Annotated in this window: 11 protein-coding genes; 9 read left to right on the forward strand and 2 right to left on the reverse strand. The window is 42.6% G+C overall.

Going from position 1 to position 21,113, the window contains the following annotated elements:
* Positions 1–205 precede the first annotated feature (205 nt).
* The 5 genes from folD to H6571_05170 all read left to right on the forward strand — a co-directional run bounded on the left by folD (position 206) and on the right by H6571_05170 (position 8,599).
* Positions 206–1,084, forward strand: coding sequence for a bifunctional methylenetetrahydrofolate dehydrogenase/methenyltetrahydrofolate cyclohydrolase FolD (folD, locus tag H6571_05150; protein MCB9323112.1), 879 nt, complete (start codon positions 206–208; stop codon positions 1,082–1,084).
* A gap of 97 nt (positions 1,085–1,181) precedes the next feature.
* Positions 1,182–1,694 carry a DinB family protein gene (locus H6571_05155; protein ID MCB9323113.1) on the forward strand — a complete coding sequence of 171 codons (513 nt, stop codon included), beginning with the start codon at positions 1,182–1,184 and terminating at the stop codon, positions 1,692–1,694.
* A 26-nt stretch (positions 1,695–1,720) separates the two neighbouring features.
* Positions 1,721–2,554, forward strand: a complete 834-nt coding sequence (prmA, locus tag H6571_05160) for a 50S ribosomal protein L11 methyltransferase (GenBank protein MCB9323114.1) — start codon at positions 1,721–1,723, stop codon at positions 2,552–2,554.
* 145 nt (positions 2,555–2,699) lie between these two features.
* Positions 2,700–7,256, forward strand: a complete 4,557-nt coding sequence (locus H6571_05165; GenBank protein MCB9323115.1) for a hypothetical protein — start codon at positions 2,700–2,702, stop codon at positions 7,254–7,256.
* Between the two features lie 146 nt (positions 7,257–7,402).
* A complete protein-coding gene (locus H6571_05170; protein MCB9323116.1) occupies positions 7,403–8,599 on the forward strand; it encodes a hypothetical protein in 1,197 nt (398 codons plus the stop codon).
* 67 nt (positions 8,600–8,666) lie between these two features.
* Here the strand turns inward: H6571_05170 and H6571_05175 are convergent, their stop codons facing one another.
* Entirely contained in the window at positions 8,667–10,964 is a 2,298-nt protein-coding gene (locus H6571_05175; GenBank protein ID MCB9323117.1) for a TonB-dependent receptor, read from the reverse strand.
* Positions 10,965–11,209: 245 nt separating this feature from the next.
* Between H6571_05175 and H6571_05180 the strand changes: the two genes are divergently transcribed.
* From H6571_05180 to H6571_05195, 4 genes are all read left to right on the forward strand, one after another.
* Complete coding sequence (locus H6571_05180) at positions 11,210–12,016, forward strand: T9SS type A sorting domain-containing protein (GenBank protein ID MCB9323118.1); 807 nt, start codon at positions 11,210–11,212, stop codon at positions 12,014–12,016.
* A 233-nt stretch (positions 12,017–12,249) separates the two neighbouring features.
* Entirely contained in the window at positions 12,250–12,666 is a 417-nt protein-coding gene (locus tag H6571_05185) for an acyl-CoA thioesterase (GenBank protein MCB9323119.1), read from the forward strand.
* A complete protein-coding gene (locus H6571_05190) occupies positions 12,662–13,663 on the forward strand; it encodes a YihY/virulence factor BrkB family protein (GenBank protein MCB9323120.1) in 1,002 nt (333 codons plus the stop codon). Before H6571_05185 ends, H6571_05190 begins: the two co-directional genes overlap by 5 nt.
* Before the next feature lie 181 nt (positions 13,664–13,844).
* Positions 13,845–14,933 carry a PorV/PorQ family protein gene (locus tag H6571_05195; GenBank protein ID MCB9323121.1) on the forward strand — a complete coding sequence of 363 codons (1,089 nt, stop codon included), beginning with the start codon at positions 13,845–13,847 and terminating at the stop codon, positions 14,931–14,933.
* A 12-nt stretch (positions 14,934–14,945) separates the two neighbouring features.
* Here the strand turns inward: H6571_05195 and H6571_05200 are convergent, their stop codons facing one another.
* The gene (locus H6571_05200; protein MCB9323122.1) at positions 14,946–20,945 is read right to left on the reverse strand and encodes a carboxypeptidase-like regulatory domain-containing protein; all 6,000 of its coding nucleotides are present in this window, start codon (positions 20,943–20,945) and stop codon (positions 14,946–14,948) included.
* Positions 20,946–21,113: the final 168 nt, after the last annotated feature.

Here is a 21,113-nt window from a genome sequence, read left to right on the forward strand (position 1 = left end):
GAAGTAAACTATTGAAACCATACATTGCGTGTCTTCTTTACCTTAAAATACCTTTAGCAAAAAGTAATTCCCTACAATTTTCACCAAAGGGGGAATGTTTTCCCCGCCCGGTTTTTGACTTAAGTTGGAGCTAATATTTACGAAATTAACATTTAAATATTACCTTTGCCTTTCTTGAATTTCAAAGCAAAAACAATCCATACTTATGCAAATAATTGACGGAAATGAACTGTCAAAAATCATCAGACAGGAGATCGCCGCTGAGGTGGTAAAAATAAAATCTACAGGAAAAAGAGCTCCTCACCTCGCTGCCGTTTTAGTCGGGGAAGATCCGGCGAGCCAGGTTTACGTGCGCAACAAAGTCCGTTCCTGCGAGGAGGTAGGTTTTTCTTCCACCCTCATCCGTCGTCCAGCAGATACAAGCGAAGCTGAAGTGTTGAAGATTGTCCGGGAGTTGAATGAAGACCCTGAGATCGACGGATTTATTGTACAATTACCTCTTCCACGCCATATTGATGAAAACAAGATCACTTTGGCCATCGATGCCAAAAAGGATGTGGATGGTTTTCATCCGGTAAATTTCGGCCTCATGATGCAGGGATTGCCCTGTTATCTGCCGGCAACCCCTTATGGAATAATGGAGATGCTTTCCCGTTATAAAATTGAAACCGCCGGAAAAGAAGTCGTCGTCGTTGGGAGAAGTAATATTGTCGGTACACCAATGGCGGTGCTGCTTTCCCGAAAAGACTACCCGGGAGATTCAACGGTCACGATATGCCACAGCCGTACTAAGGACCTTGCCGCCCACACCCGAAGGGCAGATATCATTGTTGCGGCCATTGGCCGTGCGGATTTCATTACAGGAGACATGGTAAAAGAAGGAGTTGTGGTGATCGATGTCGGAATCAACCGCGTGGATGATGCTTCCGCCAAAAGAGGATACCGGTTAAAAGGAGATGTTGAATTCGCCAGTGTTGCCCCCAAATCCAGCTACATTACCCCGGTGCCGGGTGGTGTCGGGCCCATGACAGTTGTATCACTTTTACAGAATACGCTGAAAGCTTTTAAAAAAGAAGTGTTTTAATTATGTTACTGAGAAGTTGGCCAGCAGGAATCGTTTTGAATCATTGAAAACGAAACCCCTCCGGATACTTCCCTGATAAAATTAAAAATAACATAAGATGGATTTTAAACAAGGTTCAACACAAATGATAAGCCAGATCAATGGTTTGCTTCAAAATATTACCCCGGAACAATATTCCCAAAGCCTTCCTATTTTCAAAGGCTCGACCCTTGGTCAACATTTCAGGCATATTCTTGATTTTTATCTTGTTCTGCTGAAAGACTATCCAAAAGGACTGGTGGATTACACTTTACGGGAAAGAGACCCAAAGCTGGAAACTGACCCGGTTTATGCACGCAAAACTTTTGAATCGGTTTTATCCGAATTAGCATCACTTGACGAACAAACTTTGCTTAAAGTCAAAGCTGATATCCTTTACTGCCAGGAAGGAGAACGCCCGCTGATTCCCACTTCTATCGGCCGTGAACTCATGTACGCTTACGAACATGCCGTTCACCATTTGGCCATTATCAGAATTGGTATTGAAAATGCTTTCCCTGAGCTGCAAATGGCCAGCGAACTGGGCATTGCCCCCGCTACCATAAAATACAGGGCCTCCATTGAAAGCTAGGTCAATATTAATCACATTAAATAAATATGAGCCCGACAAAAACACATACGTGTTACCATATACACACCACTCCTGAACTTACGGAAATATTACCTGCTTATCTGGAAGGAATGCCATTTAATGCTTTTGAAGAAACAGAGACAGGGTTAAAAGCGTACCTCGAACAACATGCTATCGAATCTGCCGTGGAAGCTGACCTTGAGGCCCTCCGGGAAAAATTCGAATTCACTTTTTATAAAGAAGTCATAAAAAATGAAAACTGGAATGCTATCTGGGAGGCTGGTTTCCAACCGGTTCTAGTGGAGCACTTTTGCGGGATACGGGCCAATTTTCATCCGTCCTTTGAAAACGTAAAACACGAAATCATCATCCATCCCAAAATGGCATTCGGTACCGGCCATCACGCCACTACCTACATGATGATGTCAATGATAGAAACTACAGAACTTAAAGATAAAACGGTCTTTGATTATGGATGCGGTACAGGTATCTTAGCTATCCTAGCTTCTAAAGAAGGAGCTGCCGCCGTGGATGCCGTGGACATAGAATCCGAGTCTTATGAAAGTACGATTGAGAATGCTGCCGTTAATCAGGTAAACAACATTACCACCTATCACGGAACCCTGGATGATGTCCCCGAAAAAAAATATGACGTCATTCTTGCCAACATCAACAGAAATGTAATTTTAGATTCACTTGACACGTTATATAGCAGGCTCAAGCAAGAAAGCATCCTGTTGGTGTCGGGAATACTCCACATGGATGAAGAAATGGTAATCAAGACCGCAAAAGACTGTGGTTTTAATTACCAGGAAGGCATCCGTAAAGGGGATTGGTCTTGCCTGAAATTCAAAAAGTAATTGAAGTGAAATCATTCCATTCGTTCATTTCGCTCTTTTAATGGACAAATGGGATAAAAGTAACTTGTTTAAGCATGAGCTTGCTACTGTTTTTCCCGGAATATGCGGGAGAAATCGAGTACGTTTATGTGAAAATACGAAAATAATGAAGAGATTTTTTCTATTGTTTTTTGCCCTGTCAGGGGTTTTAACACAAATCAATGCGCAGCGATTAGAAAAGTTTTCAGAAGATCCTGCTGAATTCACCGTTCAGTTGGAAGAAATGATGACTGCCAGTAAAAATAAAAACCTGGAGGAAACCTTTTTTAATTTCCAGGCCTTATTTATGGGCGGTGGTTTTACCCAGGAAGAAGCGACCATGGTGATCAACACCTCAAACGGGATGCTCGCCAATGGATTAAGGGCCAATCCCAATTTTTATGACTACCTCAACGGGCTTATTGCCCTCAAAAAAAGGGAAAATGCCCCTGATTTGCTCAAACAATGGCACGCGGTTCTGGATCAGATGATCCTGTCCATGGAAACGCAAAAAGCCAAACCCATAAAGGCATACCTTGAATTTTCCAAAGATCTCTTCGAAAGCAATGCCCTACGTCAAAGTTCCGCCGGAGGAACCACATGGGTGGCCCTTTCCAACGATTTCCAACTGGCCTATGAAAATGATGAAGCGATCATCAAGTATGAAAATACCGATATTAAGGCCAGCCGCCTGAAGGATTCAATAATGATACTGGGAACTTCGGGCGTTTTTTATCCTGATAAGCAATTGTGGAAAGGAAATGGGGGAAAAGTCGACTGGTCCCGCTTTGAATATGAGGGGGCCATTTATGCAGAATTAGGAGATTATGAAATTGAGACCATAAAAAGTATTTACGAAACACCAAATGCCAAAATGCACCATCCCCTTTACTTCGGCGGAACAGCAGTTGCAGGAAAATTTACCGATAAACTGGGCTCCTACTCCGCAGAAGATGGTGGCAGCTACCCTCGTTTCGAATCTGATGGCAAAAAATTAAATATCAACAATGTAGGTGAAGGAGTTAAATTCCTGGGAGGATTCAAGCTTTACGGAACCACCGTGTATGGTTATGGCGACAAGGCCAATAAGTCTCAGATCGTCATCAGTAACAACCGGGGACGGACTATTCTGAAGGGGAATTCTGAACAGTTTACCATCCGCCGCGGAGAAAGAATATCCGGTGAGAATGTGGAAACGGTGCTCTATTACGGTAAAGACTCCATTTACCATCCTTCAGTGAATCTAAGGTATGATATCGCACAACAGAAAATACAACTCGTCCGGGGGGATCGAGGAAGCGATCGAAATCCTTTTTACGATTCATACAGGGATTTTAATATCAATACTGAAAACATTGATGTTTATATTGATTCAGATTCCCTGATCATTGGCAAACCTACGGTTAGTATCGCCAGGAAAGGGGCTGTGGAATTTGAATCGCTTCAATTTTTCAATTCAGCAGATTACAACCGGATTCAAAGCATCGCTACATCTAACCCGCTGGCCATCATGAAAGCCACCGTAGAACAGGAAGGCACCAACTTCATCAACGCCAACCTGCTGGCCAGCAGGATCAATTCAAAATTTACCGTTAAAAATATTGAATCCCTGTTGTACGACCTGGTCGCAAGAGGATTTGTCAATTACGATCCCGATGAACAGATCATTGAAGTAAAACCAAAGGTCATGCATTATGTAAATGCTGACCAGGAATTCGTGGACTTTGATCACCTGAAGATCGTTTCCGACACCAAAGGCGTTAATGCGGCGATGAAAATGGGGCAGCTCGACATGGTGGTCAACGGAGTGGAACGGGTCATTCTTAGCCAGAAAAACCGGGTGGCCATGAAACCTTTAGGCAACCAGCTGCTGATGAAAAAATTCAGAAACTTCGATGCTGATGGTAAAGTTTTTTCAGGTTTCGCTTCCATGGAAGGGAAAGATTTTCATTTTGACTACGATAAATTTAATATCAGAGCCGATTCCATCCGGTTTTTCGATCTTTTTATCCCCACAGGAGGCCTCGACAAAAACCAGCAGCCGGTTGCCTACTCTATCGGTTCCAGGATTGAACATGCTGAAGGCACATTATTGATTGATGCACAGGATAATAAGTCAGGAAAAGAAGACATTGAAATGTTCCCGTCCTTCCAAAGCAAAGGGAAGTCCTATGTATATTATTTTAGGGACAGCACCCAGCACTTTGCCTACCCACGGGATTCTTTTTACTTTGAGCTGAATCCTTTCAGCCTGAACAAACTCGATAAAATTACCGCCGGTGACCTCGAATTCAAAGGCACCCTGCTTTCTTCCGAAATTTTTCCCGACATAAAAGAAACTATTCTTTTACGTCAGGACCAGTCCCTTGGTTTTATACATAAAACTTCAGAAAAAGGGCTCCCTGTTTATACAGGAAAAGGGAATTACACGGGTGAAATTGACCTGAGTAATGCCGGTCTTCAAGGGCGTGGCACATTAAAATATCTCGGCGCCACGATCAATTCTGAGGACATTGTTTTTAAACCCAAACAGCTCACTGGAAGTGCTAGACAATTTAAACTCAAGGAAGACCGAACCGGAACCCCCCAAATCCCCAACGCAGAGGGCGTTGACGTGACGATCAATTGGAAGCCCTACCGCGACAGTATGTACGTAAAGTCTGAAGAAGCAGCTTTTAAGATTTTTAACGACAATAACCATACGCTGGATGGTACTCTTATCCTTACTCCGGGCGGGTTAAAAGCAAATGGTTTGCTCGATTGGGACAAGGCGAGTATGCGGTCCCACCTGCTTTCCTTCGGAGGATATTCTGTTAAGGCAGATACCACCAATTTATCCATAAAATCATTTGATTCTGATGAACTGGCTCTTAAAACCAGCAATGTAAAAGGTGACGTGGATTTCGAAAAACAAGTAGGAAACTTCCTGGCGAATGACGATTTTTTGATCACGGAACTTCCGTACAACAAATATATCACCTCCATGAATGAGTTTTCCTGGAATATGAAAAAAGGCACCATTCAGTTTAAATCCGATCTGAATAAACCCGGAAATTTCACCTCTGTCCATCCGGACCAGGATTCACTTCATTTCGAGGGAAAAGATGCCTTTTATGATATCAATTCCAGTGAACTGGCCATCAGCGGTGTGCCTTATATCATCACAGCAGACGCTTTTGTTTATCCAGATAGCGGACTGGTGAATATTCAAAAAGGCGGGTTAATGACTAAGCTGGAAAATGCAAAAATCATCGCAGATACCGTAAATCGCTACCATGTCATCAACCGGGCCAACGTGGAAATATTGGGTAAAAAATACTACACCGCCAATGGTTTTTATGAATACAACATCCCCGGAAAGGAACAGGAAATTGAATTCCAGAACATAGTAGGCCAACGGGTGGGAAAAGGAAAAATGTCAGAAAAAAGAACGGTAACCCGTGCGACAGGCACCATTTCCGAAGAGCAGGAGTTCTATATCGATAAAAAAACGACCTTTCAGGGAACCATTAGTTTGAATGCCGAATCGAAAGCCCTCAAATTTGATGGCTTCGCCAGGCTGGAAGCCGAAAATCTGCCCGCTAAACTCTGGTTTAATATCAGTTGCGAAGGAGATAAAAAGGACCTTGCCATACAATACGATAAACCCAAAAGTATTGACGGGGAGCCCGTTCAGACAGGTTTGTATCTGAGCAAAGAAACTGCACGGATATACCCCAGGGTCATGATGCCCCTTTATTTCAGAAAAGACCGGGCCGTATTTCCCACAAAAGGGGTATTCAAGTACAATGAACAAAAAGATGAATTCGCATTTGGTGATTCAACCAAAGTGATCAGCAATGACCTGACCGGCAACATTTTCACTTTCAAGAACAGGGATGGCAGTGTGCTTGCTGAAGGAAAATTCAACCTTTGTTCAGCCTTGAATTACATTAAAGTGGATGCCGCCGGAATTGGGCAGACGAAATTCCCTCCACCAGCTCCTGAAGTTGATCCGAACATGGTCACCTTGGATGATACCCTTTCCACCGTGGCTGCTGCTCCGCTTGAGTTTCCCGTAACTGCAGAATTGATGTGCGGGATTCAACTCATCGTACCAGATGCCGTGATGAAAGTCATGATCAATGATTTTAATGCTTCCTCTTTTGATGCGAGGATCATCAGTTACCTTACGGATATCGGTTTTTACCGAAAAGCAGCCTTTGAACTCTTCCCGAACAATAAAGATATTCAAACGGCTGTTAACGGAATGAGTTCCGGATATTTTGATGTCCCCAAAAAGTACAATCCCTATACTTTCCTGTTCAGCAGGCTCAACCTAAAATGGGATGCCGACTACCAGTCCTTTGTAACCACTGAAAAATCAACAGGACTGGCCACACTAAATGGAGAAAACATCAACAGACGGGTGGAAGCCTACATTGAATTTAAAATGCCCAGCAATGATGATGACCGATTGTATATTTATATAAAATCCCCCAGTGAATTGTACTACTTTTTTGGATATAAACAGGGTATTTTAAACGTAGTGTCCAACAACCCCGCTTTTATGGAAGCGCTCAAAGGGTTGAAAGCAAAAGATAAGATCACCAAAATGGGCGACGGAAACACCTATGAAATACAAGAGGTGGAACCCGAAACAGCTCAAAGATTCCTGCGAAGAATTCAGGCGGTAAATAACTAATGCCGGAAAACAGCCATGAGTAGCCGTATGCAGTCAGCTTAAAGTGTTGATTGCTAATTGATTTGACAACTATTTAATTTGTAAATTTTAGTATTTTAAACGATCATTAATTTCAATAACAAACAAAAAAATCAGCCATAACGGAAATGAAGCGAATAGTTTTTGGATTAGCATGTCTCTTTATCATTACAGTGGCTTCGGCTCAACCCGCAGAACCCATTGAATCCACCGATCAATACCTGAGGAACAGGGTGCTGGATGATATTCAGGAAAATCTTAACCGCAAAACCATAGCCCTCGACTCTACAATCCATCATTTGGATCAAAAAGTCAATGAACTCGACAACTCCATCAAAGCAACCGAAAACGCTTCGGTAAAAGTGGATAAACTGCTGGAGCGGGTGAAAGCCCTGGAAGAAATCCAGGCCACCATCGAAGAAAACGAATTGAATGTTTACCAGGCCAACTATCAATCGGCGATGATCAACCTGGTTTCAATGGAAAGAGAGATCAAACCATTGCTCCTCTTCAATACGACAAAAAATTTCTTCGGAGCGCTGAGTGAAACAGCCAATCCAACCACCTACGCCGGTTACAAACAGTGGTATAAGCAATTTTATGGGTTTATTCAGAAGGAGAAAGACAAAGATGCCCGCTTGAGTGTATTGAACAATATGCTTTCCCTGACAGGGAACCTGGCGAATGGTACGCCCCTGAGCGGCCCCATCACGGAATCTTTTTTCACCGGGATCAGTCTGTTTATCAACTCTTTGGGACGAAATCAAAAAGAACTACGGGACGAAAGTGAAAAGATGTTCATTTTGACGGTTAAGGTTTCTCAATTCACTCATGATAAGGATATGATCGAGGATCAATGGGAATCCATTACGGAGGAGCTTAAAACGCTGGAAAGTTATTACGATAAAACGCTGGCCCAAAACTTTGAACTGCTGGGCATTTCGAAAAATGAATTTGAAAACCGTTTTTCAAATGAAAGTGATGCCAAAAAGCGCTATGATTACCTGACCTACCTCAAGCAAAAAGTGGCAGAGGAAGTGGCTAATGAAAAAATGAAGAACGCTTCCGAATGGAAAGAGAAGATTTATTACCAATTGATGGACGTACAGGCGCTGAAACTCCGCTTTGGCAATATTACCTTCAAGATTAGCGAAAACATCAGTCAATACGGTTCCCTGATCAATAAGTACAAAAATGACGATCAGATCGGCAGTAAAGTGGCCAACCTGGAAAGCAAACTGACGGACCTGAAAAATACTTTTGACGGCGCTTTTGATCCTGCTGAATACATCAATTCTGCGACCCGGATGTATAAAGTAGATTGATTTTATTAACACAAAGGCACATAGTCCATAAAGTATTTTTTCGTTATGAACTATGTGCCTACGTATTTTAGAATTTAAAATCCAGCCTTACGGTCAAATTCCTTGGCGCTTCCATCAAACCTGGCCGCTGGGTGTAAAGAATATTCGTAATATTCCCCAGCAGTACATTCAATTTTAAAGTTTCCGTAAAATTAAAGGCAGCCCTTGCATTCATAAGCAAATACCCTTCATTGTGCTCTTCACGGAATTTGCCTATTCCCGGCAGGAAAACTACAAAAAAGGCATCTACTGCCTCCTGGTAACTGTTATAAAAAGCAGCATAACCAACGGTAAACCTTTTGTAATTGGCCTCAAGGTCAAACTTGGCCGAATGCCTGGATCGGTATTTTAAGATATTATCGTCTGAAGAGGAGTTATTGGCATTGGTCTGCCCAATAGTTTCTGCTTCCCCCGGGCCGGGCCGGGAAGTATCAAACTCCAAAAACCGGGGATCGATATAGGTGTACCCCGTAAGAAACTGGAGGCCAACGTTGCCCAGCTTTCCTTTACCGGCTACGGTTACCTCCCAACCTTTGGTAGAGGTGTCCCCGATATTCACGGCCCTGAATCCGGCCCCCACCGAGTTGAACTCCATCATATTCTGATAGTTCATCATAAAGGCCGCCAGGTCGACAAAACCATTCAGCCCTCCAAGACGGAATCCCTGGCGCAACCCCAGTTCAGCGGACCATCCTGTTTCAGAAGTAAGGGTCGGGTTAGGCAGGATGAAAAAGCCTCCAACATCCGTGACGATAAACTTTTCGGCCACCGTCGGAAATCGGTATCCCTGTCCGATGGAAGCCCTGAAAAAGGTACCCTCGGTGGCTTTGTAACTGGCTCCAAAACGGAAGACAGGATGGGATTCTTCCTCTTTTGAAGGTTCCACAATGCCCTGGGCATATTCAAAACCCGGGTTGTTCAAAATATTATATTCATACCGGAATCCTCCCGACAAATTCAGGCGGTCCCCAAATTTTTTATCCAATTGCACATAAGCGGCAATATTTTTAGAATTAAAAGTGGTATCCCCATACAATTCGGCATCCACCGTAGTGCCGGAAGAGACAACGCCTGCAGTGGTTACTATCCCCCATTTTTTCATTTTACGCTGGAATTGATATTCCCCATAAAAAAGGCTTGATTTATTGGATTGATTGCTGTCATTGTCGTTATCGACATGATAAAAACGGCCCATGACCCGATGCCTGTTGTCTTTTTTGTCGAAATAAGTCACCGTGGGATCAATATTGTACCGGTTGCGTTGACGGTTGGTGATCGTCGAGGGCGTTCCTTCAAAAAGGTTGTCTGCCCCTTTCCAATAGAAAAATGAACCCGCCCGGCCCAGGTTGATATTGGCATTCATGCCTAATACCAAACGATCCGTCATTCGATGACGAAGGCTCACATTCATCCTTCCATATTCCTTATAGGTATCCTTATTGTAACTTTCCTGCTTGGTATAAAAACCGCCCAAAACGAGATCCGTTTTGCCAATTTTTCGTTTATGGGAAATACTGGCTGCCACCTGGTATGGGGATAAGGTATCTCCCCACCATTTAAGGCTTTCATCCTTTGGCGAAAGGTAACTGGTATAAAAAGCGGCGACTTTTGTTTCAGGTTCCGCCCGGGCATAAGCCGTTCTGACGTTGACGATCCCGTTAAGGGCCGACGAACCGTATAAGGCTGAGGCAGCCCCTTTCATTACTTCGATCTGTTCGATATTTTCCACCGGCACATCATCCCAGTTGGGATAACCGGCATCGGCCTGTAAAATAGGCACGTCATCCATTAACAATAAAACCCGGCTACCAGCTCCCTGTGAAAATCCTGATCCACCCCGGATATTGGCCTGCCCGTCAATAATAGTCACCCCCGGAATCTTTTCGAGAAACTGATCGACGGATGATTTACTCGTTGATTCAAGCAGATCGGGCTTTAATACCGAAAGAGATACGGTAACTTCTCCAAGAGGCATTTCGTACTTACCGCTCGTCACTGTGGCAGTTTGCAGTAAGGTCACCTCGCCGCCTAATTTTACATCCACCTTCAATTGCTGGCCCGCCGTGAGTGAAATACTTTGTTTAAAGGATTCAAACCCCAGGTAAGCCACTGTCAACTCATAATTACCCGGAGCGGTTTCCAGAGTGTAGGTGCCATCAACATCAGTTGTCGTCCCAGCACCTGAATTGAGCAATACGGTAGCACCAATCAGAGATTCCGCCGTTGCTCCATCGGTAATTTTACCGAAAACAGTCGCATTCTGACCGAAGGAAGTCAGAGAAATGAGCAGAGCAAAGCTCCATAAAAATGTTTTTTGTACAAACATCAACTTGATTTTAATTCATTGAAAAATAAGTGATTCTCAAGTACAGAAACCTGAGTAAAGGCGTGTTAAAACTCAGCAGTAATAGTAAAAAAAGGAGTCAGAAAGTAGTTGTTGCTTTGGCAAAAATAAGACAATGACTGAAAAAATTAAATTTTTTTCAATTTGAAGTTGTAATTTTACCCCAATTCTAATTAATGACAAGCTGCAAGTTTGTTTTTTATTTATCACAAAACGTTCTTTTTACTATGAAGAAATTATTATTACTTCTTTTCGTCGGAGTGCTTGCTTTACCATTAACCGGACAAACATGTACTCCTGATCCTACCCTTCCGGACAGTATTGTTATTTCGCCTCTTCCTTTTGTGGCGGATGTTCCGGGTACCGGAATTATGGATACTGCCTGTGTCAACAGCTATTATGAAACCACCCTTTATTTTAATATTCCGAATACCATAGTAGTTTTCGGGACTGAAGTGCCTTTATCTTCGGTGGCCATGGCACAAACTGGTGCTGTAATCAATCTTCCTGAGGCCTACAGTTACGCATGTAATCCGCCCAACTGTACTTTCCAGGCGGATAGTTCGGGATGTATTTCCATCTATGGAACAGGAACAGCAGCAGATGAAGGCGTTCACGATCTGAAAGTGGCCGTCACCATTGTAGCCGGCGGATTTTCACTGGATCGCGAATTACCTGACGGATTGCTCGTTTCAGGCAATTATTACTTCCACGTAAAACCTGAAGGATCTGCAAACTGTACGATCGTTAGTGGTACCGAGGATGTTTCTATCGACAACTTTACTGTATCAAACAGTCCAAACCCGTTTTATGGTACCACTGAAGTGAAAATAAACTCCAAAACCAATGGCACTTACGATCTCACGGTCCAGGATATGGTAGGAAATGTACTTCAGCGTTCAAAACTGTACATTTACGAAGGAGAAAATACCTATACTTTTGATGGGTCACAGCTTCCTTCAGGAATGTATATTTACACCATCAGTGATGGCCGCAAAAGCATTTCCAACAAAATGCTGATCGGAAACCGGTAGCAAGAAAAGCCTTTTGTGATATTAAAATACCCTTTTTTAAAAGTGATAAGTAAAAAGACTAAAGATTAAAGTCTTATTTACTTGGCTTTTATTATTTTTCAAGAGCCGTTCGAATATGGATTCGGGCGGCTCTTCTAATTTCGGGATGTACTTGCCTTAAATTAAGGTTTTATTTTTTACTTTTATGATTGAAAAGGAGATCCTTCACATCGATCATTAATTAACAGGCCAGCATGTATTCATTTGATTTCCAAAAAAGAGTTAGATACGGAGAAACCGACCAGATGGGATATTTGTATTATGGGAATTATGCCCAGTTTTATGAAATCGGTCGTGTGGAGATGCTGCGCTCCCTGGGATTTACGTATAAAGCCCTCGAAGAAGAACATCATGTTTTTATGCCGGTGGTATCAATGCAAGTCAAATACCTTCGGCCTGCCTTTTATGACGAGCTATTGAACATTCGTACCACACTTCGGGAATTACCGGATAAATACATTACCTTTCATATGGAAATTTTCAAGGAGAACGGAAAGTTATGTAATGCAGGAAGTGTTAAGTTGTGTTTTGTGGACAAAATGACGATGAAGACCATTCCTCCCCCTGAAATCATGCTCAAAAAATTGAGACCGCATTTTGAAAAAAATTAGTTTGGCACGAATTCAGGAATTTTGGAATAATATTCCCGAACTCCCGGTGGTACGCGGTCTGATCGCGTGGTCCAAGGAACGGTCATTGCCCGGATTCTTCAAAATCCCCATTTACGATGTAACGGTTTTCGTATTCAACGAGATCAGGCGGTTTGATTTGTTTACCCGGGCCAATTCTATAGCTTACAGTTTTTTCATTTCTCTTTTTCCTTCTTTGCTGACCTTATTCACCCTCCTCCCCTTTTTAAATCGCTACCTGCTGCGGTTTATCACAAAAGGCGACAACTTTAACCAGGTACTTCAAACCGAAATTCACAAGATAATGCCTGGTTCTGTTGGGGATCAGCTTTTTCTTTTCATCAAGGATATTACGGAAGTGGAGCGGGTCGGCATGCTTTCTTTCGGGTTTCTGCTGTCGATTTTTTTCTCCTCTAATGGCATGCTCGCCATGATGCGCGGGTTTGAAAAAAGTTATTCAAAAACTTTTAAAAATCGTTCGGTCATTCGAAAAAGATTGGTTGCCATTGGGTTAACCGGTTTGTTGAGTTTCCTGCTCATCGCCTCCATTGTATTCATCATCCTTGGAAAGTCAATTATCGGATGGCTTTCGGGTTATATCGCTCTCGCCGGCTTTTCGACCGTCGGGGTGGATATTTTAAGGTGGCTGGCCATTATCTTTTTATTTTATTTCGGCATCTCGGTTATTTATCGTTACGGGGCTTCCACCTACCGCCGGTTCAGTTTTTTCTCCGCAGGAGCTACTCTAGCTACCGTACTTTCCCTGCTTGCCTCCCTGGCTTTCTCCTTTTACGTGGATGACCTGGGGCGCGCAAGCACCTACAATAAATTTTACGGATCCATTGCAACGCTTATCATTCTGATGTTATGGATACAGTTCAACTCACTGATCATTCTCATCGGCTATGAACTCAATGCCAGCATTGCGGTTAATCGCGACCTTATACCTAAAATTGAGGAGGAGGAATCCATTGATTAACGCAGGTGGCGATGCAACTTGGATCAATTAAATAATTTTTTGGCATTTCAAAAGTCGAATTCCCTGAGTGGATTCCTGTTTTGTCGGCAAAGAATGCCTAATGCAAATATCTTCCGACCTACAAATAAAAAAATTTATCTTGCGTTTGAATAAATGATTCACGGTTTTAATCAATTAAGCAATGAACTTAAATTTACGAAGCTTTCTCACTCTTTTTATATCAATCATCCTTACCCAGGCTGCTCTTGGCCAAAAATACAGCAACGAATTTTTGAGTATTGGCGTCGGAGCGAATGCTCTTGGCCTGGGCAATGCTGTGGTGGCTAATACGGCTGATGTAACTTCAGGATACTGGAATCCTGCCGGACTTGCCGGTATTTCGGCGGACGAAGGCGTTTTGTTGGGCGCCATGCACTCGGAATGGTTTGCCGGAATCACCAAAATGGATTTTATCGGTTTTAGCCTGCCCATGGCTCAGCCGGACAGAAGAATGGGCTTTTCCGTCATTCGTTTTGGTGTGGACGGAATTCCCAATACACTGAGTCTTTACAATAGTGACGGCACCGTAAATTTTGATAATGTGACAGAATTTTCGGCAGCGGATTATGCTTTCCTTTTTTCCTATGGTCAAAAAATGAAAGTCAAAAAAGGAACGCTGCAAATGGGGGCCAACCTGAAAATAGTGCACAGAAAAATAGGTCCTTTTGCCAATTCATGGGGTTTCGGATTGGATTTTGGGGCCCAGTACCAGATCAATAAATGGAAATTAGGCCTGATGGCCAGCGATGTCACCACCACCTTCAATGCCTGGAGTTTCAGCTTTACTGACGACCAGAAAGACGTCCTTGAAGCATCCGGTGGCGAGGTGCCCATCAAAAGTCTTGAAATCACCAAACCCCATCTTACCCTTGGCGTTAGCCGCAGTTTTGAGGTCAAAGAAATATCCCTGCGCCCGGAGCTGGATATTTTTGTTACCACAGACGGAAGAAGAAACACCCTTCTTTCTGCCAACCCTTTCAGTATTGATCTTTCCCTGGGACTGGAAGCCGGGTACCACGATTTCCTGTTCCTGCGTGCCGGTGTCAGCCAGTTTCAAAAGCAGGAAAATTTTGACAACTCGGAAACCCTGGTCGTCAGACCTTCTTTGGGAGTGGGCCTTAAATTGGGCAAGTTAACCGTTGATTACGCTTATACCAACCCCAGTGACGGGCAAAACCGGTTTGCCCATATTGTTTCGTTGCAGTATAATGTAAGGCCGAAGGGGAAGTAAGCCATTAAGGCTCTACTTATTTATCACCTTCACTTTCTTCAACTCATTATTTCCATTAAAAACCGGAAAATACATCAGTTCCACCTTAGCTGGGTTTAAGGTGTAAATACCTGAATACCTTGGCATTAAATCGATTTCGAATACATAATTTCCTCTTGGCAGGTCTTCACAAAAAATGGCCGTTTCATTTTTGAAATGCTCCCGGTGAGACTCCATCCATGTTTTATGACTTTTATCGCCATAGGAGCATCCGGCCGGTATCGGCACATTGATCATTACATAGGATGCATCCTTTTTCACCTCCAGGTTTACGACCAATTTCGCCGAATTTCCTGCACTCAACACACCGGGAGTATCCGTATCAAATTTGGTGTCAATCACAAAGTCTCCCATTTTCTCTGTTGGAGTGCTTTCCCAATAACTCTGAGCACTTGAAAAATATACCGGAAAATTTCCGGATTTGGTTATTTCAATTTCCTGGTCGGGATCAACGGTCATGGAAAACGGGAACGTTTTGACCTGTTTTTTCACCGCTCCGTTGATGGTAAGATCAGGAGGCGCCAACGCCTTTTTTGTTCCAAGGAAATCGGGCAAAATCGTTTCAACGATCTTTGCGGATTCATAAGTATTTCCCCAACGACCGCGGCTCCTTTTTTCCAAAAAGTAATTACGCATCTTACTCAAAATTTCATCATGGCTGACCGAATCTGCTTTCAATATTTTATAGGCTAACAGTGTATTTTGAAGCTCATTCACCAGCAAGCCGGAAGTTGCGTTTTGCTCTCCGAAATAAACATTTCCAAACAGGGTATTTTGCTGATAATGATCAAGCGTATCCAAATTGTACTCCAGGTGGTAAAGTTGTTTCAAATGTAAAATCTGTAACAAACCATTCAACCTTAAATGGGGTTGTTTTTCGAGATCTGCAATGTAAATATCAGGGGCGATGGCCGCCTTAAGCACATTTAAAATTTTGAGAATTCTCACCCGGTTATAAAAATCCGTATCGGTTTCAAGTTCCCAAACAAGATGTTCGCTTAGTTGATTTTTGTTGACCCCTACACGGTAACCCTGCCTTGCGGCCTCAGTCAGGGCTTCCAGCACATGCAGACTGATCCATTTATTATCCTTACTATCCTTCCACCAACCCCAAAGGTTATTTTCATTCTGGTTCTTTTCCAATAAGCCAATAATTTTTACAATTTCTTTTTCCTTATCGAACATTTTCCCCTGGTCCCGGGTGATGCTTTTCCAGGCAAGCAGTGCTTTTAGTTTGGAAGCCAACTGCTCGTTACAGCTATATTTGTATTCGATCAGGTAATGAATTTCATTCTCGATCACATGCAGCACATTAGCGGTAGCCGTCAAATTGACCTTACCTAATGCAGGGTCAAATTCCAGTTTCACAGTAGTATCTTTATCCAGCACGTAGAACTTACCCTCCGTTTTTTCAAGGCCCGCCGGAAATACCGGGATTTGCCTTTGCTCACCATCAAAATATCCGTCTGTCTTTTCCAGAAAATATTTAATGGAAAGGGTATCAGGCCCAGCCACCAATAACAATGTATCAATGCTTGCGTTTTGGACAAACTGAGATTCCATTGACAGGCTTTGATCATTCACCTCAAAATGAGTAGTGACTTCGACAGAATCCACAGTATAATTAAGGGTTTTACCAATGGCATAAGTTGTATCGCCCTGTACCAAAAACCTGGGCACTGCCAATTGTGCCATCAGTGGTTTATAGGATTTTATCTGTTCGGAGGTCTGTCCTGATTGCCTTCTACCATTCATGGCCAGGTAGTGGGTATCCCAACTGGTTACATCATCAGGAAAAGTGACCGTAAAACTCGCCTTGCCTTCTATATCTGTTACCAGGCGAGGCTGCCAGAAAGCATAATCGGAAAAATTATTTCTGATAGAACTCGCTTTTGAAACGGATTCCAAAAAAGTATCATCGTAATGGGCGCCCTTATTTTCCAAAGACATCGTTGTTCTTATCGCTCCGTTTTTTGATTGGATGAGCACAACGCCATTGACGGCTCTGCTTCCATAAATAGCTATTGCTTCAGCACCTCTGATCACTTCCATCTTTTCAATCAAGGCGGGATCAATAGCGGTAATATCTCCGGTGAATACAGCTCCGTCAATGATGTACAGCGGTTGTTTATCAAACTTCAGGGTTTGTGCGCCCCGTATTGAAATTTCTACGCCTCCCCCGGGTTGGATATTTTCCGAAATCACCGTTATTCCAGCGACTTTCCCAGCCAGGCTATTAAACATCCTTCCTTCAATAGCTGGGATGCCACCCAATAAATTTTGTGACTCAACAATTGACCCAGCCACTGACATGTTTTGTTTGATCATAGGCAATGCAGAAGCCGAAACCACAACCTCATCCAAAAGAACAGCCCCCTCAGCCATCCCCAGGTTAACCAGCCCACTTTGATCTACCCTTACATTTTGAGATTGAAAACCAGTATAAGAAAAAACCAACTCGTCTTTGTCCGTAGGAACGTTTATGGCGTAATGGCCGTTGACATCCGTAATGGTTCCATATGAAGTGCCTTTAACCACGACGGTAACCCCTATCATGGGTTCTCCTGACTCTTCGTCAAAGACATATCCTTCAATAAGATCCCCAATGCCGGTGAATTTAAATTCCTCCCGGTGAAGATCCTGGATCTTTTCGAGCTCACTTCTGTCAGGGTAATAATAGCCGTGTTTGAACAGGTGCTCCTTGATTATTTCGTCTACCTGCTCACTGAAAGCATCTTTTTTTAATATCTCCGGTTGATCGGCTTCAAAATAATTCAGTCCGTCCGGTTGAATGTAAATGGAGTCCTGAATGTGATATCTTCCTTCCGGATAAATAAAAATCAATTTGTAATAACCTTCCTGCAATCCATGAATAAGCGTCGTTTTACCAGAATAGATCCTTAAGAAATCAGGATGGTCATACTGAAATACCAACATATCCAGGGGCGTATTTTGGATGAGGATTTGCGTTTTGTTGAGTTTTATCAACAGCCGACCCTCTCCTGAAAAAGAAGCATTAGGGTAGAAGTTTCTTACCGTGTTGTATCTTTTTGTATTAAGAAAATCCTGCCATTGTTTTTTAATACTCTCCCGGGTAAGCGCAACATCTTCCAGGGAAGTTTTTAAAGGAAACCGGTCTAATTTATCAGGGTATTGCCTTAATTCAAGGCTCCGCATTTTTAACAATTGAGGGGAAAATTCATACGTAAAAAACGGCTCGTGTTTAAACGAAGTAGAAAAGCCGTCCATTAAATAAAAAGTCCAGTTTCCGGCAACCGGCCCGGCAAGATAGGCTTTATCCCAAACCAGATATTGAGGTTTGAGCAATTGAATATTTTCTCCCTGATCGATATAGGCCAATTGATCACCAAAGGAATAGGAATAAGGGAAAATATATTTATATAAAATTTCCTTTTCAAAGCCGCTCAAAGCCGGTTCAGCCTTTTCAATGCTTACATTTTTTATTCGGGTATCTGTGTTCAAGCTGAAAATCAGCTTTTTGCCTTCAGGACAATAAAGACTATCAATGGTGAATTGCCGGGAATTGGTTCTCAGTTTCACCTGGTGATACCCGCTTTTTACCCTGAATGAGTAAGGCTGGGTATTCGTTGACCAACTGAAATAAACGGGTTTGGTGTCCACATAAATCACATGAACAGGTTCCAATGCTCCGTTGTTAACAACAAAAGGGGCAAATTGGGTCAATTTATCCTCTGTTATATATTCAAATCGGTAAATGCCCTTACCTGGATAAATGAATTTATAATATTCAATGGAATCAAGCCCCGATAATTGTTTCCAGGCCTCGTAATCCAAAGGCAACCCCTGAAAATTTTCAGAGCGCTCTTCTTCGAATTGAAAATTATTAATAACGGTCTTGTTTTTTCGCTGCTTTCCCAGATAGGGCACCGTGGGGGCTGTATAATCGAATTTACTGGTTAGACCATATGCGGTCAAATCGACCCCCTCTACGGGTTTTCCTTTTGCATCCGTCACCAAAATATCCACCGGGGATTGCTGACCGGGATAAACCAATTTGGGTTGTTGAACCGCAATTTTCAATTGTTTGTCAAAATAAGGAATGCGGTAGTCTTCCTCTATTATTTCCCCTCCCCAAAGATAACGGAGGGAAATAAAATAGTTTTTGCTGGAAGTGCCTCGCTTATAAAAATCCAAAGTTTCCCCATAGCCGGTCGAAACCAGCTTATTCTTTTTATAGATGCTGTAACTGAAGGGAATTTTCCTTGGATTTTCCACCAAAATGATCAGCGAATCTGCGGACCTGTCCGAAAAACACCTCAACAAAGAAGATTCGTTTGATAAATCAAAGTCCTTGGTCAGGTCATCCGTCTCTGCAGAATAGAGTAAATAATATGGACTCATTTTGAGGGTACAAGGGGGGTGGCCTGAGTAAACAAGACTCTTGTTTCCAAAATTATCCACTCCAAATATTTCAACCATTTTATCTGTTTCCAAACCATTTTCCCTCAAGCTGAAACGCAAGGAATCCGTGAACAATTCAATGTCAAAATCTTCTGACTGATGAAAAAACCGGAGTCTTTTGGTTTCAGAAACCACCTCATTATCTGCCGTTAACAGCCTGACCGAAACATTATAGTTTATATTCACCCTGGGAAAGATAGAATCGGGAATTATTATTTCGGTATTCCCTGTGGGTTCGAGTTTTTGTTCATGAAAAAGCAAGGTATCGGGAACGAATAATTGGGGTTCAAAATATTTTAAAATGGCCTGGGGAGTTACCATGATTTCCAGTCTGCCATCCATCAGATTCAGATCATTTTCATCCGTTCCCCTGACGAACAGCTTTAGATCTCTGTTCCTGAATTGCTGGTCAGTGTCTGTCCATAACTCCAGGTTTACCTTTGAAAGTTCATAGTCTTCATACTTGAAATTTCCCTTGATATAAGTTCTGCTTCCATGGAGTTCCAATCCAACAGAATAGGATCGGTCAAGCTTCATCTGCATGGAATCGTGGAGCACAAATTCATAATTATATCCTCCTGCCGTGTAGGGTTTGAGTTGTGCCAAATTAATGCGTGTTCCCCATCCACTAAGTACTGCATTGACTACCCCGTCAATGGGTTTGCCCTTTTTGTTGACCACAAAGGCTTTGAACTTTACCGTATCCCCTGGTAAGTATTTAGGTTTATTAAATACAAAGTACCCCTTATGGCTGTTTCCGAAAAACCGCTCGTCGAATTTTTCACATTGATAATCATCAAAAATACAGGCGACCTTTAAATAAGATTTTTCGAAGAAAGTTTTACTCCTGTTAATAGCCCCAACCGGCCACCTCTGCTTAATGGACCGAATACCATCAATCGGCAGATGAATGATAAAATTCACCGGGCGCCATACGTATTTTAATGGCGTACTGTACACCACTTTCCTGGCCACTCTTTCAGGAACGGAATTATTGTAATCTCTTTCAAGGTGGTAAAAGGTCGTAAAACCATTATGGGCTACTTTGAGCAGTCCTTTTTGATTGGATTTTTTGTCAATATAAGCCTGCCTCGTTGGATCAAACCGCAATTTTTTCCAGCGAATCCGCAAATCTGCATCCTCAATAACATTCCCTTCCGGGTTGAAAACCTGGACAACAAGGTCTGTGTTGTTGTTCAAAATAAAAACATCAAAATCCTGAACCGTTGTAATGGAAAACTTTTGCCGATTCTTTTCGGCATAGGTTTTTAAATAATGCCCTTGTGGCAAATTGCCCGAATACAGGCTGCCCGTAACAAAAGAATCCACCAGGGTATGAAAGAAGGAAGTGTCCACTTCATAAATGCTTTTTTTGTAAATGGCTTTGGCTTCCCGATCATTGATCTTGTAGATATAGGTATAATAACTGGCCTGCCGGCTTTCCAGAAGATTCTGGCCGTTGACGTTGCGATAAAAGAAGCAAAAAAGACCCGCAAAAAAGGCCATTAGAAGGTGCTGGTACCGCTTCATCTTTTTGAGGTTTAAAGGAAGGACACCCGGCATTTTATTTTGCCGAACTTCCCAATTTTATTTTATAATCCCGTTCACAAGTTAAGTTTTCCAGGGGAATCCTCCCAATAATATTTTCGGAATACAGTGCAAAATCATTGATAAATACCCCACCAGGGCCTTTCAACT

This window comes from Lewinellaceae bacterium, assembly GCA_020636105.1.
Taxonomy (GTDB): Bacteria; Bacteroidota; Bacteroidia; order Chitinophagales; family Saprospiraceae; genus BCD1.

Excerpts from the sequence above, each read along its gene's own strand:
- folD (MCB9323112.1), top strand. The coding sequence starts at position 206 with ATGCAAATAATTGACGGAAATGAACTGTCAAAAATCATCAGACAGGAG.
- H6571_05155 (MCB9323113.1), top strand. The coding sequence starts at position 1,182 with ATGGATTTTAAACAAGGTTCAACACAAATGATAAGCCAGATCAATGGT.
- prmA (MCB9323114.1), top strand. The coding sequence starts at position 1,721 with ATGAGCCCGACAAAAACACATACGTGTTACCATATACACACCACTCCT.
- H6571_05165 (MCB9323115.1), top strand. The coding sequence starts at position 2,700 with ATGAAGAGATTTTTTCTATTGTTTTTTGCCCTGTCAGGGGTTTTAACA.
- H6571_05170 (MCB9323116.1), top strand. The coding sequence starts at position 7,403 with ATGAAGCGAATAGTTTTTGGATTAGCATGTCTCTTTATCATTACAGTG.
- H6571_05175 (MCB9323117.1), bottom strand. The coding sequence starts at position 10,964 with ATGTTTGTACAAAAAACATTTTTATGGAGCTTTGCTCTGCTCATTTCT.
- H6571_05180 (MCB9323118.1), top strand. The coding sequence starts at position 11,210 with ATGAAGAAATTATTATTACTTCTTTTCGTCGGAGTGCTTGCTTTACCA.
- H6571_05185 (MCB9323119.1), top strand. The coding sequence starts at position 12,250 with ATGTATTCATTTGATTTCCAAAAAAGAGTTAGATACGGAGAAACCGAC.
- H6571_05195 (MCB9323121.1), top strand. The coding sequence starts at position 13,845 with ATGAACTTAAATTTACGAAGCTTTCTCACTCTTTTTATATCAATCATC.
- H6571_05200 (MCB9323122.1), bottom strand. The coding sequence starts at position 20,945 with ATGAAGCGGTACCAGCACCTTCTAATGGCCTTTTTTGCGGGTCTTTTT.